Here is a 14,683-nt window from a genome sequence, read left to right as displayed (position 1 = left end):
CCCTACCAAAGAGGGGATACAACATGCGTACTCATCTGGTTTCCGCCATAGCGCTGGCCCTGGCTGGCGTGGTTTTCACCGGAACCGCACTGGCTGCCGACACTGCAGCGACAGCGCAGACCACCACCCAGCTTCCGCGCGCGGTACGGCCCTCGCACTACTCCGTATCGATCACGCCGCATGCGTCGACGCTGACTTTCGACGGCAAGGTGACGATTGACGTGGAGGTGCTTGCGCCCACCAACAGCATCACGCTCAACGCCATCGACATGGGCTTCAGCAACGTCCAGCTGACGGGCGGGAAGGTCGCACCGGCACTGCTGCCGAAGGTCAGCGTGGACAACGACGCGCAGACGGCCACTTTCACCTTCGACAAGCCCATCGGCAAAGGCAAATACCAGCTGTCGATGAACTACACCGGCAAGATCGGCACGCAGGCCAATGGCCTGTTCGCCATCGATTACGACACCAAGGCTGGCAAGAAGCGCGCGCTGTATACGCAATTCGAGAACTCCGATGCACGCCGCTTCATTCCCTCGTGGGATGAACCGGCCTACAAGGCCACATTCGATCTCGACGTGACCATTCCCGCGGGCGACATGGCAGTGAGCAACATGCCGGTGGCCTCGAAGACCGACGCTGGCAACGGCCTCTCGCACATCACGTTCAAGACCTCGCCGAAGATGTCGACGTACCTGCTGTTCTTCGGCACGGGTGAATTCGATCGCATCACCACGAACTCCGAAGGCGTGGAGATCGGCGTGGTCACGCAGAAGGGCCTGACCTCGCAGGCTGCGTTCACGCTTGAATCGGGCAAGGCGGTGCTGAAGGAATACAACGACTACTTCGGCGTGCCGTATCCGTTGCCCAAGCTCGACAACGTCGCGTCGCCCGGCAGCAGTCAGTTCTTCTCCGCGATGGAGAACTGGGGCGCCATTTACACCTTCGAATACGCGCTACTGCTCGATCCATCCATTTCCACGCAGTCGGATAAGCAGGAAGTGTTCAACACCGCCGCGCATGAGATGGCACACCAGTGGTTCGGCGATCTGGTGACCATGCGCTGGTGGGACGACCTGTGGCTCAACGAAGGCTTCGCCTCGTGGATGGCCTCGCGCACCACAGATCGCCTGCATCCGGAATGGAACACCAAGCTCGATGCCGTCGGCATTCGCGAAGGCGCCATGTCGCGCGACGCCGTTGTCACCACGCACCCGATCGTGCAGCACATCGACACGGTGGAGCAGGCGAGCCAGGCGTTCGACTCGATCACCTATTCCAAGGGCGAGTCGGTGATCCGCATGCTGGAAGGCTATGTGGGCGCCGATAACTGGCGCACCGGCGTGCGCAGCTACATCAAGGCGCACGCTTACGGCAACACTGTGTCCGACGACCTGTGGCATGCCATGGACGCCGTGGCATCGGGCACGCAGGTGACCACCATCGCGCATGACTTCACGCTGCAGCCCGGCATCCCGCTGATCCGCGTGGAAGCGGGCGAATGCGCCAACAACACCGTGACGCTCAAGCTCACCCAGGGCGAATTCACCAAGGACCGCCCGGAGAAGAAGCCGCTGCGCTGGCACGTTCCGGTGATCGCGCAGAGCATCGGCGGCACGTCCGTGCGCACGCTGGTCGATGGCGAAGCCACGCTGGCAGTGCCCGGTTGCGGCCCGGTGCTGGTCAACGCGGGGCAGGGCGGGTACTACCGCACGCTCTACGCAACCTCGCAGGTCGCGGCCATCAGGAGCAGCTTCACTAGGCTGGAACCGATCGACCAGCTTGGCGTGATGAGCGATACATGGGCACTCGGCATGGCGGGCCTGCAGCCAGTGTCGGATTTCATGGACCTCGCCAAGGCCACGCCGGTCGATGCCGATCCGCAGATATGGGACGAAGTCGCTGGCAGCTTCGCCTCGCTCAACGACTACTACCGTGGCGATGCCAAGCGACAGTCAACGTTCCGTGCGTTCGCCATCAAACGCCTGTCGCCGGTGTTTGCGCGCGTAGGCTGGGAAGCCAAGCCGAACGAAAGCGTGCCGACCACCATCCTGCGCAGTCACCTGATCAGCGTGCTATCAAACCTTGGCGACACCACCGTGATCGCCGAGGCGCGTCGCCGCTATGCGGCGCAGACGACTGACCCCAAGGCCGTGCCCGCCGAGCTGCGCAAGACCATTCTCGCGGTCGTGGCCAGCCACGCTGATGCCGCTACCTGGGATCAGATGCACACCGCCGCCAAGGCCGAGAAGACTCCGTTGGTGAAGGATCGTCTGTACGCACAGCTTGCGTCGACCGAGGACGAAGCACTGGCCAAGCGCGCACTGGAGCTGGCACTGACCGATGAGCCTGGCGCCACCAACAGCGCCGGCATGATCCGCATCGTGTCGCGCCTGCATCCGGAATTGGCCTTCGATTTTGCGATGGCGCATCGTGAGCAGGTCGACAAGGTGGTCGATGGCAGCTCGCGCAGTCGCTACTACCCGACGCTAGGCGCCAGCTCGTTCAATCCGGCGACGATCGACAAGATCGACACCTACGCCACCAAGTATCTGGCTGCCAGTGCGCGGCGCGATGCCGAGACGGCCGTAGCCAACATCAAATACCGCATGATGGTGCGCAACGAGCGGCTGTCGGCGGTGGATGCGTGGTTGGCGAAGAACGGCGGTTGATCGTCGTATGTGGTGGTGACGTTTAGCTATTCTCGATCCGCCCACAGAAAAGGCCCCGCTTGCCGGGGCCTTTTCTGCTTCGTTAGAGGATTGGGCTGAGGGCTGAATAAGTCTTCGTCCCTTACCTGTTTGATGAATTCAACTCCAGGGTTGATTTTTTCGATATCAACCTGTAAGTTGATTTCACTATTTTCAACCTATAGGTTGAATGACGTGGACATTATCCGCATCCCCGATCAGCTAGGTGCCATGCTGCGCGCCGCGCGACTGCAGCGTGGATTGACGCAAGCTGACGTGGCTCGCCAGCTGGGTGTTTCGGTACAGGCGATCTCCAAACTGGAGAGCAATGCAGGGCGGGCGTCGTTCGACCGTATCCATCGGCTGTGCCTGCTGCTGGGTCTTGAGATTGCTTTGCTCCCCAAAGCGGACATCAAGTCCAAGACCGGCTCTGCGCACTCACCGGAGTGGTAAGCGGTGGCCGCGCACATATCGGCACTCGATATTTGGATGAACGGCCTCTACGTGGGCCGTTGGGAACGTGCACGGTCGGGTTCGGAGCGTCTGACCTACGACCCAGCGTGGATGGATGCACCTGAGGGACGCCCACTGTCGCTCTCCTTGCCGTTCACCCGTTCGCACGGCGCAGGGCAGGGTGTGCCATTGCGATCAGGCGCGGTAGGGGCTTATTTCGAAAACCTCATCCCCGACAACGAGCGGATATTGCGCCGCTTGCGCGATCGTTATCACGCCAGGTCCCTGTCAGCATTTGACCTACTCGCGACCATAGGCCGTGACTGCGCCGGCGCGGTGCAGTTGGTGCCGGCCGATGAATCACCCGGCGATGCGCATCGCATCGAGGCCGAGTCACTCGATGACGCTGGCATCGCCCAGCTGTTGCGCGACACCACCATTGGCGGCCCATTGAATGCTGCGGAATCCGATGCTTTCCGATTGTCGATTGCCGGTGCGCAAGAGAAGACGGCGCTGCTGAAGCATCGTGGGCGTTGGTGCATTCCCCACGGGGCGACACCCAGCACGCATATCTTCAAGCTACCTCTTGGGCTGGTGGGCAACCTTCGTGCCGACCTGCGCGACTCGGTGGAGATCGAGTGGCTATGCATGGAGATCGCGCGCGAATTCGGGCTGCCTGTAGCCAATGTCGAGATAGGCATCTTCGAAGATCAGAAGGCGCTCATCGTCGAGCGTTTTGACCGCGCCCTGTCACGCAACGGCAAGTGGTGGCAGCGTATCCCGCAAGAAGATTTCTGCCAGGCCCTGGGCTTGCCGCCATCGCTCAAATACGAAGCGGATGGTGGCCCAGGTATCCGCCAGATCATGGAAGTACTGCGTGGTTCGGACGCAGCCGCCGAAGACCGCACGATGTTCTTCCAGGCGCAACTGGTGTTCTGGCTGATGGCTGCCACTGACGGTCACGCCAAGAACTTCAGCCTACGCGTGCTACCCGGTGGCGCCTATCGCATGACGCCGTTGTACGACATCCTGTCGAGCTACCCGGTCATGGGCAGAGGTGCCAGCAAGCTGGATCCACGCAAGGCAAAACTCGCCATGGCCGTCGAAGGGAAGAATCGACACTACGCACTTCATGACATCCACCGCTGGCATTGGGTCGCCATGGCAGAGGCCTTGGGTCTGTCTACCGCGTCGATGTTGATTGAGCAGATCATCCAGCGGACACCAGAGACCATTCAGCGCGTTGCCGATCGTTTGCCCAAGGATTTTCCAGCGACAATTTTCGCTGCCGTCAGTGATGGCATCGGCCTTGCAGTCAAGCGCCTCGCTGCCGAGCCGGACCGACGATGATGCTGCCCAAAGAAATCCTGGGTATGTAAACGTGCCGTCATGCGAGCGACTCGGGAGGATGCAGCGCGACGAACTAGCAAGTGGGTGGCGAGCCGGCGAAGGCGCCGGCTCGCCACCCCGCTTTCTTCGGACAGTTACCTCCCAAGATCACTCAGGAACCGCTTCGTGAACTGCAGCCGGGTGCTCGAAGGCACCGAATTGCAGGTGGGCGAGGCGGTGGTCTGGTTGCACGGGTTGTCGCGATCCAGCGACCAGAAGTGCAGGCCGGCGAGGCCGTTGCTGACGGCGTAGCTGGTGATGGTGTCGACATTGGCTACCGAGAAGTTCTCGCTCGACACATCGTTGACGCCAATCATCGGGGTCAGCTCGATCTTACTGGCCGGGATGCCATAGGTGTGCTGCAGGTTGGTCACGGCCTGGATGGCCGACTGGCCCATGTCGCACACGCCACCGGACACCACACACACGCCGCTGCTCGGGCCGCCGAAGTCCATCACCATCAGGTTGATGGTGTAGTTGGTAAGCGAGGAGGCCTTGATGGCCTTCACCACCTGGTCACCCACACTGTTGAGGCCGCCATAACTGCCGTCCGATGCACCCAGCGTCGCCAGCGTGAAGGAGAAGCGCAGGTTCGGATACAGGCTCTGGCCATAGACCGCAGCAGCCACCAGTGCGTTGATCTGCGCCTGCGACTGACCGCCCTCGATATCGAAGTCCACGCCCACCATCTGCGGCGACATGTAGCGCGAGAGGAAGGTGGCGAAGTTCGCAGTGCTGCCGCAGGTGAACGCGCCGGCCTGGCCACCCGTGGAGACGACGTAGGGCAAGCCTGCGCTAGAGAGTGCGGAAATGTTGGCGCTGACAAAGCTCGCAGCCGGCACACCGCCCCAGTTCTCGCTGCCGCATTCGCCGGTGGCGAAGGCGAGCGTGATCGCGCTTAGATTGGTGACGTAGTTCGACTTGAGGCTTCCGCTGCCGACGACTGGAATCGACGAGCCCGTTGCAGTCGCCGTCTGCATCACGTTGGTGTTCCAGTTGAGGTTCACCGTGATGTCCTTGTAGGGACTGAACAACAGGTTCGCGCCCGTACCAGGCGGATTGGTTGTGCCGCCACCGCCGCCCGTGCCACCGCCGCCGGTACCGCCACCACCTGTGCCACCGCCACTACCGGTACAGCTCCCCTGCGAGGTCCAGGGCTGGGCCGAGCCGGTGGGGCCATTGCTGGTGGCGGGGTCGTTGCCCTGAGTCCACCAGTTGGCTACGTAGTTGGTGCCGTTTTCGCTGGCGACGTTGCCGCCGGTATACACCTGAGTGGAGACCCAGGCCGATGCGCATGTGCCGGACGAACCGCCGCCACTCCCACCGCCGCCCGTGCCGCTGCCGCTGCCGCCGCAGGCGCCTTGAGAGGTCCACGGTTGGCCCGAACCAGTGGCGCCATTGTTGGTGGCAGGGTCGTTGCCCTGAGTCCACCAGTTCGCCACGTAGTTGGTGCCGTTTTCGCTGGCCACGGCACCACCGCTATAGGCGGTGCTGGCGCTCCAGGTCGCCGCGCAGGCAGGTGTGCTCTGCGCATGCACGACCTGGACCGGGGCCATCGTCATCAAACTCATAGCCATGGCGCCACCCGCCGTGCTGGCGAGTGCATGAAGCGCCGTGCGTACCCACATCACCGATTGCTTTACACGCATAGGAATTTCTCCTTGTGGCATTGCAGCGTTTGGGTGGATGTTTCTTGGCGACTGGCCGTTTCCCGTCGGCCATCAGGGCGTGTCGTTCCGATGTATTCCTGCGTGCCGCGGCGAATGCTGCGGCTGGAGCGGTGTCGTCTTGAGTCCCTAATGACAACGTTGTCTCCAATGACTCGGGAGAACTGTGACGCCGGCCGTGAAAATGACAGTCGATTGTCGTGCTCATGACGAAGTGGTTATGTCCCGCGGTGCAGCAAATATTTTCTGCGTTGCAGCGCTTAAGGTGGTTCTATGGCGTATATAAAGCGGTATTGGCGTGATGCGGTGCGATGGGGCCGGGCTGGCTGCGAAATGCAGGAACCAGCCGGACGAAGACAAGTCTGACAACGTTGTCTGCATGCGTCACGGTGCGAGGATGGCCTTTCTGTAGGAGCGCACCCTGTGCGCGACGAGCCTGCGGCGCGGTGACGACGAACCGCTGCGGTCGCGCACAGGGTGCGCTCCTACAAAAAAGCAAAGCGGCAACAAAAAAGGGCTCCGCGAACGGAGCCCTTTACATGCACGACTGATGAGCGATGCGTTACGCCACGTTCGGCTCGCTGAAGGCTTCGATCTCGCCCTTGAACGCTTCTACCGGCACGCAGCTGCGTTGCTGTAATAGGACGCATCGCCGTGACATCCCAATATGTGTTGCGGTCTCCGTCATCTATTGGCGCAAGTAGCAGGCATTCGTGCCGATGAGCCCGGTGCGCAGACAGGAACCGTCGATGGTCAACTGCATGTGATCGAACATGCTCGCGAGATCGCGTGCGCCTGAGGTGCGGCGGGTGCTCAAGGTGATGGTGTTGCCTTTGAGCGTCCAGCGGCCGGAAGCTTTGCCATAGGCAGAGCCGATTTCTATCGCGCCCTGAAACGTGCCATCGGCTTGCAGTTGCAGGGTGGAGCCCACTTCCATCACGTCGTTCAACACGTACGTGCCATCCGGATGGGCGGCGATGTCGATAGGCGGCGGCGCAGGCATATCGTCCACGGAGACGGTGGGCTTATAGCCAGGTGGCAGCGCCCAGGAGGCGTAGGGGATGCCGTGGGTTTCGACGTATGCCTTGGCGTCCTCGGAGATACGTACGTAACGCCCTTCGTGCTGGCCTCGATCGGGACCCAACGGTTCGATCTCCGCTTTTCCTCGCAGCATCTCGGTCGTGTGTGTGCCATTGCCACCGATCCACACTGCGGTAAAGCCGCCGGGCGCGACGCCGAGGATGATGTTGCTGCGGCAGCCCATGCTGGACTTGCCCAGCCATTCCACTGGCTCCTCCTTCGCCATGGCCTGGCGCATGGACTCAGGCACGACGAAATGCCACGTATAGGTCTGCGGTTCGGCCAGCGATTGCCAGGTAATGGAGACTTCCATGGGCGCGCCGACGCTGCCGAACTGGGGGCCCGTGCTGTTACCGAAGCGGTTCAGGGGTGGCCAACCTTCGGTTTGGGCCATGTCGCCGGCCATGCCGTTAAAAACGCCGGCCCAGCGTCCGCGATCATCCTTTACCGAGGCATCCTCCACCCAGGCCTCCATAGAGCCGGGTGCGATCACTCCCATGGCCCAATGCGGGCAGGCGTCATCCAGCAAACGATCAATGCGCGCTTCACTGCGGCTTTGCTCGCTGGCGCAGGCGGGCAGTGCCAACATCAGCGAGAGCAAGGGCAGGAAACGCCACGACTTGCAGCGTGCTCGATTCATCAGTGTCCCTTCTTTTGGTCGAAGATCAGCCGACGGCGCTTGTCCGCGGGTCGCATGGGAAACACCAGTTTCAGATCCGCGCCCCACAACGCGGGCAGTGTGGCGTGTGCGGCGCCGTTGGGGCGTTCCTCAAAGTCGGGTTTCCACTCGCCCGGATTCCAGTGGGCGGACTGGTGTAGGTAGCGGCGACTCAGCTGCTGCTGTTCGTCAAGTGTTAGCGGAAGCTCGCCCTTGCCGCCCGCTTGTGCGTAGGCCAGCAGTTTGCTGTGGATGGTTAGCAAGTCAGCGGGCAACGACAGGGTGGGAACCTTGTCCGGTGATTTCGCAAATTGGACACCCGCCGCTTGTGACACCGCATGCATGATGCGCAACGTCACCAGTTGATACTCACCGCGCACCTGCCGCAGCGCTACCAGTGCCGCCATCACCTGAAGCACTACGTCGGTTATCGCGCCACGGAAGCGTTGCTGTGGATCACCCGTCAGTTTGGGCCAGAGCTGGATCTTGTAGTTGTCGCCGTTGGGCTCCGGGTTGAGCGCAGGGTCGATCAGCCAGTCCTTGCCCAGGTTGGGGGCCTCGTGGTACTGACGCCAGGTGCGCTGCATGGCAGCGCTCTGGCTAGCCACCTTGTCGAGATAGGAATCCAGCGACTGACGATTGCCGTAACGCTGGGCAAAATAGGTCAACTCGGTATAGAGCGCCTGATCGAGCCTTTCCACGCTCACCTCTGGCCCGGTCAGAATGACCTCTTCCATGACGCTCATGTGGTAGCCGCCACCGATGTCGGAGTGCACCCCGGGCACTGCCACTTCGACATGCCGGTACGGCATGACGCGATTGAGGGCAAAGTTCTCCCGGCACTCGTCGCGCGCCACCAGATGAAACACATCATCGGCACAGTCGTCGTCGAGATAGAGTTTCACCGGGTCGTTGTTGTTGTCGTTGGGTATGCCGATGGCGGCTACGGATTCGTACAGGCCGATAAAGCGGATGCGCAGATCGCTCTTGTTGCCGCCGTTCCAGTCGGGCTTGAGCGGCAGCTGGCGCTCGCGCAGCTTGCGGGCCATGACGCCGTCGTCGCCTGCGTGGCGGATCAACGAGGCGACATGGCGTGACGCGGTGGCGCCGCGGCTGAAGCCATACAAATCGAACTCCACTGCATCGATGACGATAGGCGTGCTGGGGTTGTCTTCGACGAACTTGGCGATCTGTTGGACGCCGGCTGTGACAGCCTCTTCGGCACGGGCGATGACGCCGGAAGGCCCCCAGCCCAGCGCTGAGGCGTACAGGCTATCGGGGTGTTCCTCTTGGGTGCCGATGCCGTGGATATAGGCATGGCGATAGATATAGCGACGGCCGTCTTTGCCAGTTTTTACTTTTTCCCATTGCTCGGTTTCCTCGTACAAGTCATACAGTCGATGCACGTTGGTTTCACCGCCCGCATAGCTGATGCCATCCACGCCGTTCTCCTTACGGCAGGTCGCCATGAGTTGTTCGAGCACGCCTGGGTGTTTGTCCAAATCAACCGCTTGCGGCGTGCAGCGCTCCATGGCCGCTTGGCTGTTGGGGTAGTTGTTGCCGGTGCCGTCGTTGAACAGGCCGATGCGAAACACCACGTGCACGGCATTGGTCGCCGCGTTATCCGTCGATGCGGGATCGGCAGCGATGGTGGTCCCGTCGCCATCACGCCGTGGCGGGTCTCTAACTGGCGCTGCGGTGTCCACGTTCTCGGCGCTCTTGGCGGCGGCTCGACTTTCTTCCAGCTGAGGGTCTTCGTCGAACCACAGGTCATCGCGCGAGGCGATTAACCGGGCCCCACATCCCGTACGCATGCCTTCGAGTGCAGGGGCGTAACCAAGGAACGAAGCGGTGGATTCGACGATGGGGAAAACGCCGTGACATTTGGGGCAAAACACTTTGTGCCCTTTGCCGGCGACTCGGTGCCCCTTGTGGCGCATGGTGGCGTAGCCTTCGAGTACGCGGCCACCATGATCGGTAGTGTCGCAGCAGGTGATTCCTTTCCGTTGTGCCATGGGAACTCCATAAGATCAGGCAGGCTACGTCGCCCCGCCAGTTGCAGAACGCTCTGGTGTAGCTGCTGACCTTGGATGCACTCAATCGGACTCGTCCCAATTACGTGAAGGCGGTTGCTCTGTCTTGCGATGGTTGTGCGTAGGTTCTCCACTTGCCGGGTTAGGCTGTTCGTCACGAAGGCAAAAAAAAGGCCCCTTACGGGGCCCTTTTTCTATGGCGCGATGTACAGCCTGATCAGGCGACGTTCGGCTCGCTGAAGGCTTCGATTTCGCCCTTGAACGCTTCCACCGGCACGCAGCTGCAGAACACGTTCTTGTCGCCGTAGACATTGTCCACGCGTGCCACCGGCGACCAGTACTTCTGCAGCTTGAGGCTGGGCAGCGGGAAGGCCGCCAGTTCGCGTGGGTAGGCGTGGGTCCATTCGGAAGCCGACACCATCACGGCAGTGTGCGGTGCGTGCTTGAGCGGGTTGTCTTCGCGATCGAGCTTGCCTTCCTCGACGGCACGGATTTCGTCGCGGATCTGGATCATCGCGTCGACGAAGCGATCCAGCTCGTACTGGCTTTCGCTTTCGGTCGGCTCGACCATCAGCGTGCCGGCCACCGGGAAGCTCAGCGTTGGTGCGTGGAAGCCGAAGTCGATCAGGCGCTTGGCCACGTCCTCAGCACCGATGCCGGTGGCATCCTTGAGCGGACGCAGGTCGAGAATGCACTCATGCGCCACCAAGCCGTTGCGGCCGGTGTAGAGCGTCTCGTAGTGCGGGGCCAAGCGCTTGGCGACGTAGTTGGCATTGAGCAGCGCCACCTGGGTAGCGCGACGCAGGCCGCCGTTGCCCATCATGGTGATGTACATCCAGCTGATCGGCAGGATCGAAGCCGAGCCGAAGCTGGCCGCGCTAACCATGCCCACTTCGCCTTCGCCACCGAACGTGCGCGGGAGGAAGGGAGCCAGATGCGACTTCACCGCGCACGGGCCCACGCCCGGGCCGCCGCCGCCGTGCGGAATGCAGAAGGTCTTGTGCAGGTTGAGGTGCGAGACGTCCGAACCCCACTTGCCGGGCTTGGCCACGCCCACCAGCGCGTTCATGTTGGCGCCGTCGGTGTACACCTGGCCGCCGTGCTCATGCACGATCTCGCAGATCTTGACGATGTCTTCCTCGAACACGCCGTGCGTGGACGGGTAGGTGATCATCAGTGCAGCAAGGCGTTCGCTGAACTTCTCGGCGGCGCGCTTGATGTCGTCGACATCGACGTTGCCGTTGGCGTCGCACTTGGTCACCACCACCTGCATGCCGCACATCTGCGCGGAAGCCGGGTTGGTGCCGTGGGCCGATTCCGGGATCAAGCAGATGTCGCGATGGCTTTCGCCGCGCGAGCGGTGATAGGCGCGAATGGCTAGCAGGCCCGCGTATTCACCTTGCGCGCCGGAGTTCGGCTGCAGGCTCACCGCATCGTAGCCGGTGCATTCCACAAGCATCGCTTCCAGCTCGTCGATCAACTGCTTGTAGCCAGTCGCCTGCTCGGCGGGGGCCAGCGGATGGATGTTGCCGAACTCAGGCCACGTCACCGGGATCATCTCGGCGGTGGCGTTGAGCTTCATGGTGCAGCTGCCCAGCGGGATCATCGTGCGATCCATCGCCAGGTCCTTGTCGGCCAGCGAACGCATGTAGCGCAGCAACTCGTGCTCGCTGTGATGCGTGTTGAAGGCCGGGTGGGTGAGGAACTTGCTCTTGCGCAGCAGGTTGGCAGGCAGGCCGTCGTGCGTGTTGGCATCGAGTGCATCGATGTCGGCGATGGTGCCGCCGAACACGGTAGCCAGCGCGACAACGTCGGCTCGCGTGGTGGTTTCGTCAAGGCTGATGCTGACGCTGTTGGCGTCGATGGCGCGCAGGTTGATACCAGCCGCACGCGCCTTGGCGTGCAGTGCAGCAGCATCCACGCCGGTGACGTGCAGCGTGTCGAAGAAGTCAGTGCCGACGGTCACGCCAGCCTGGCGTAGTGCCACGAACAGGATCGCGGCGAGGCGATGCACGCGGCGCGCGATGCGGGTGAGGCCTTCCGGACCGTGGTACACGGCGTACATGCTGGCCATCACCGCCAGCAGCACCTGCGCGGTACAGATGTTGGAGGTGGCCTTCTCACGGCGGATGTGCTGTTCGCGCGTCTGCAAGGTGAGGCGGTAGGCCGGCTTGCCTTCGGCATCGATGGAGACACCGATCAGGCGGCCCGGCATCGAGCGCTTGTAGGAGTCACGGCAGGCCATGAATGCGGCATGCGGGCCGCCGAAGCCGAACGGCACGCCAAAGCGCTGGGTGTTGCCCACCACGATATCGGCGCCCCATTCGCCCGGCGAGGCGATCAGGGTCAGCGCGAGCAGGTCAGTAGCGACGCAGACCACGCCGTGGCGTGCGTGCACGGTATCGGCCAATGCCTTGTAATCGCGCACCTGGCCAAAGGTGTTGGGATACTGCAGCAGCACGCCATAGCTTTCGACGTGGGTCGCTTCGCTGTCATCGGCGATGTGCAGGTCGATGCCCATCGCCTCGGCGCGGGTCTTGATCACTTCCAGCGTCTGCGGGTGCACGGCGTTGGAAACGAAGAACGTATTGGACTTGGACTTGGCCGAACGCTTGGCCAGTGTCATCGCCTCGGCAGCGGCGGTGCCTTCATCGAGCAGGGACGCGTTGGCGATTTCCATGCCGGTGAGGTCGGCGCACATGGTCTGGAAGTTGATCAGCGCTTCCATGCGGCCCTGCGAGATCTCCGCCTGGTACGGCGTATAGGCCGTGTACCACGCGGGGTTCTCGAGGATGTTGCGCAGGATGACGTTCGGGGTCAGCGTGCCGTAGTAGCCCTGGCCGATGAAGCTGCGAAACACCTGGTTCTTGTCGGCGATGGCGCGGATCTTGGCCAGCGCTTCCACTTCGGTGATCGCGGCGGGCAGGGCCAGCGGGGCGGGCGACTTGATCTTGCCCGGCACGATGGCGTCGGTCATCGCTTCCAGCGAGTCGTAGCCCAGCAGGCGCAGCATCGTGGCTACTTCTGCGTCATTGGGGCCGATATGGCGCTCGATGAAAGCGTCGTGGTGCTCAAGGTCGCGCAGGGAAGGATTGGCAGACATACTCATAGAGGCAGGACTCATGACAGGGGCGTCCGGAAATGGCCGATCAAGGCCGGACGTGCAAGCCGCACGTGTAGCGCCCCTCTGTCCTTTTGCCTGAGAGTTTGGAAGCTTGCGCTTCGTGCCCCTTCGGCGCCGGATTTAACCGGTCTCTCCAGAGTGTTGGTGCGGGTGATGGTATGGGGCCTGAGCGATTACGGGCGTTGCGCCTTCGGCAGCGGTTCGCACCGCTTCTCCCACCACACGCTAAACGACGATTATAAGGCCCCGAGAGCAGGTTTGCCTCCCCGCGGGCGGCGCTCTTCAGCGGTCGTGCGGCCCGCGTCTCATCCGGCTTAAGATGAAAGCCCCCCAACCCCCGAACTTCCCATGACACAGCCCCCGTTCCAATTGGCCCAGATCGACCATGTCGTGCTGCGCGTGCTCGATGTCGTCGCCATGCAGCGTTTCTATTGCGAAGTACTCGGCTGCCGTGAGGAACGCCGGCAGGACGAGATCGGTCTGGTGCAGTTGCGGGCCGGCGATTCGCTGATCGACCTGGTGTCGCTGGACGGCAAGTTGGGGCGTCTGGGCGGCGCGGCGCCGGGTGCGGAAGGGCACAACATGGATCATCTGTGCCTGCGCGTGGAGAACTACGACGAAGCGGCCATCGTGGCGCATCTCAAGGCCCACGGTGTGCGCATGGGGGAGATCGGCTCACGCTATGGGGCGAAGGGCGAGGGCCCGTCGATCTACCTGTACGACCCGCAAGGCAACATGGTCGAGCTGAAGGGGCCACCCATCAGGGCGGTGGGTTGAGGTTCCGATAGGCGGTGCTGTCTGCCCTTGCAGGGCATCGGTGTGTGTTCTTTCGCTGGACGTAAGGCACTGGATTCCGGCTTTCGCCGGAATGACGAGAGGACAATGGACCGTTCGTCATCCAGGAGTCTCTCCTGCTCATCATTCCGGCGAAAGCCGGGATCTAGCACCTTGCCCTGTTCACCGCCGCGAGCGAGGCAGCTTCTACCAAGTCACCCCTGCGGGATACCTGCCATATCCGGCAAGTGATGCGCGATGCCCTTGTGGCAGTCGATACAGGTCTTTTCCCCTGAACCCAGCCAGCGCTTGTGGATTTGCGCGGCGCGGGTCGATTGCCGTGTCAGGTCCATCGAGGCGTAGTTGTGGCAGTTGCGACATTCCAGCGAGTCGTTGGCCTTCAGGCGGGTCCACTCATGCTCGGCCAGCTCCAGTCGATGATCGAGGAATTTTTCGCGCGTATCGATCGTGCCGAATACTTTGCCCCAAACCTCCTTGGAGGCCTGCATCTTGCGCGCGATCTTGTCGGTCCATTGGTGGGGCACATGGCAATCAGGGCAAGTGGCGCGCACGCCAGAGCGGTTGCTGTAGTGGATGGTGGTCTTCAGTTCCTGGAAGACGTTGTCGCGCATCTCATGGCAGCCGGTGCAGAAGGCTTCCGTGTTGGTGGCTTCCAGCCCGGTATTGAAGGCACCCCAGAAAATGACGCCGGCGATGAATCCGCCCAGCGTGAGGAAGCCCAGGCTGTAGTGGACGCTGGGCCGGCGCATCGTTCGCCAGAGCGTCAGGGCGCCTTGCATGATCCGCTGCCACAT

9 protein-coding genes and 1 riboswitch are annotated in these 14,683 nt (G+C 62.2%); of the genes, 4 read left to right on the top strand and 5 right to left on the bottom strand.

Annotated elements, in window-relative coordinates:
* Positions 1–23: 23 nt before the first annotated feature.
* The 3 genes from AC3CBN_RS17785 to AC3CBN_RS17775 all read left to right on the top strand — a co-directional run bounded on the left by AC3CBN_RS17785 (position 24) and on the right by AC3CBN_RS17775 (position 4,493).
* Positions 24–2,672 (top strand): M1 family metallopeptidase, encoded by a 2,649-nt coding sequence (locus tag AC3CBN_RS17785; RefSeq protein WP_488634317.1) that lies wholly within the window; start codon positions 24–26, stop codon positions 2,670–2,672.
* A gap of 213 nt (positions 2,673–2,885) precedes the next feature.
* Positions 2,886–3,143: a helix-turn-helix domain-containing protein gene (locus AC3CBN_RS17780; protein ID WP_488634316.1), complete on the top strand. Its 258-nt coding sequence runs from the start codon at positions 2,886–2,888 to the stop codon at positions 3,141–3,143.
* A 36-nt stretch (positions 3,144–3,179) separates the two neighbouring features.
* Positions 3,180–4,493 carry a type II toxin-antitoxin system HipA family toxin gene (locus AC3CBN_RS17775; RefSeq protein ID WP_488634315.1) on the top strand — a complete coding sequence of 438 codons (1,314 nt, stop codon included), beginning with the start codon at positions 3,180–3,182 and terminating at the stop codon, positions 4,491–4,493.
* Between the two features lie 134 nt (positions 4,494–4,627).
* On the opposite strand, the gene AC3CBN_RS17770 is transcribed toward AC3CBN_RS17775, so the two are convergent.
* From AC3CBN_RS17770 to gcvP, 4 genes are all read right to left on the bottom strand, one after another.
* Positions 4,628–6,181 carry a carbohydrate-binding protein gene (locus AC3CBN_RS17770; RefSeq protein WP_488634314.1) on the bottom strand — a complete coding sequence of 518 codons (1,554 nt, stop codon included), beginning with the start codon at positions 6,179–6,181 and terminating at the stop codon, positions 4,628–4,630.
* A 706-nt stretch (positions 6,182–6,887) separates the two neighbouring features.
* Positions 6,888–7,919, bottom strand: coding sequence for a DUF2931 family protein (locus tag AC3CBN_RS17765; RefSeq protein ID WP_488634313.1), 1,032 nt, complete (start codon positions 7,917–7,919; stop codon positions 6,888–6,890).
* Entirely contained in the window at positions 7,919–9,952 is a 2,034-nt protein-coding gene (locus AC3CBN_RS17760) for a type VI secretion system family protein (protein ID WP_488634312.1), read from the bottom strand. Before AC3CBN_RS17760 ends, AC3CBN_RS17765 begins: the two co-directional genes overlap by 1 nt.
* Positions 9,953–10,187: 235 nt before the next feature.
* Positions 10,188–13,079 carry an aminomethyl-transferring glycine dehydrogenase gene (gene gcvP / locus AC3CBN_RS17755; protein ID WP_488634311.1) on the bottom strand — a complete coding sequence of 964 codons (2,892 nt, stop codon included), beginning with the start codon at positions 13,077–13,079 and terminating at the stop codon, positions 10,188–10,190.
* A 68-nt stretch (positions 13,080–13,147) separates the two neighbouring features.
* A riboswitch (glycine riboswitch) is annotated at positions 13,148–13,241 on the bottom strand.
* 201 nt (positions 13,242–13,442) lie between these two features.
* Here gcvP and AC3CBN_RS17750 point away from each other — a divergent pair.
* Positions 13,443–13,871 carry a VOC family protein gene (locus AC3CBN_RS17750; protein ID WP_488634310.1) on the top strand — a complete coding sequence of 143 codons (429 nt, stop codon included), beginning with the start codon at positions 13,443–13,445 and terminating at the stop codon, positions 13,869–13,871.
* Positions 13,872–14,083: 212 nt separating this feature from the next.
* Here the strand turns inward: AC3CBN_RS17750 and AC3CBN_RS17745 are convergent, their stop codons facing one another.
* Complete coding sequence (locus tag AC3CBN_RS17745) at positions 14,084–14,683, bottom strand: cytochrome c3 family protein (RefSeq protein ID WP_488634309.1); 600 nt, start codon at positions 14,681–14,683, stop codon at positions 14,084–14,086.

The sequence above is a fragment of the Dyella sp. OK584 genome (genome assembly GCF_057787755.1).
The sequence above is the reverse complement of the archived record's forward strand: the minus strand, read 5'-3'. Positions and strand labels throughout refer to the sequence as shown.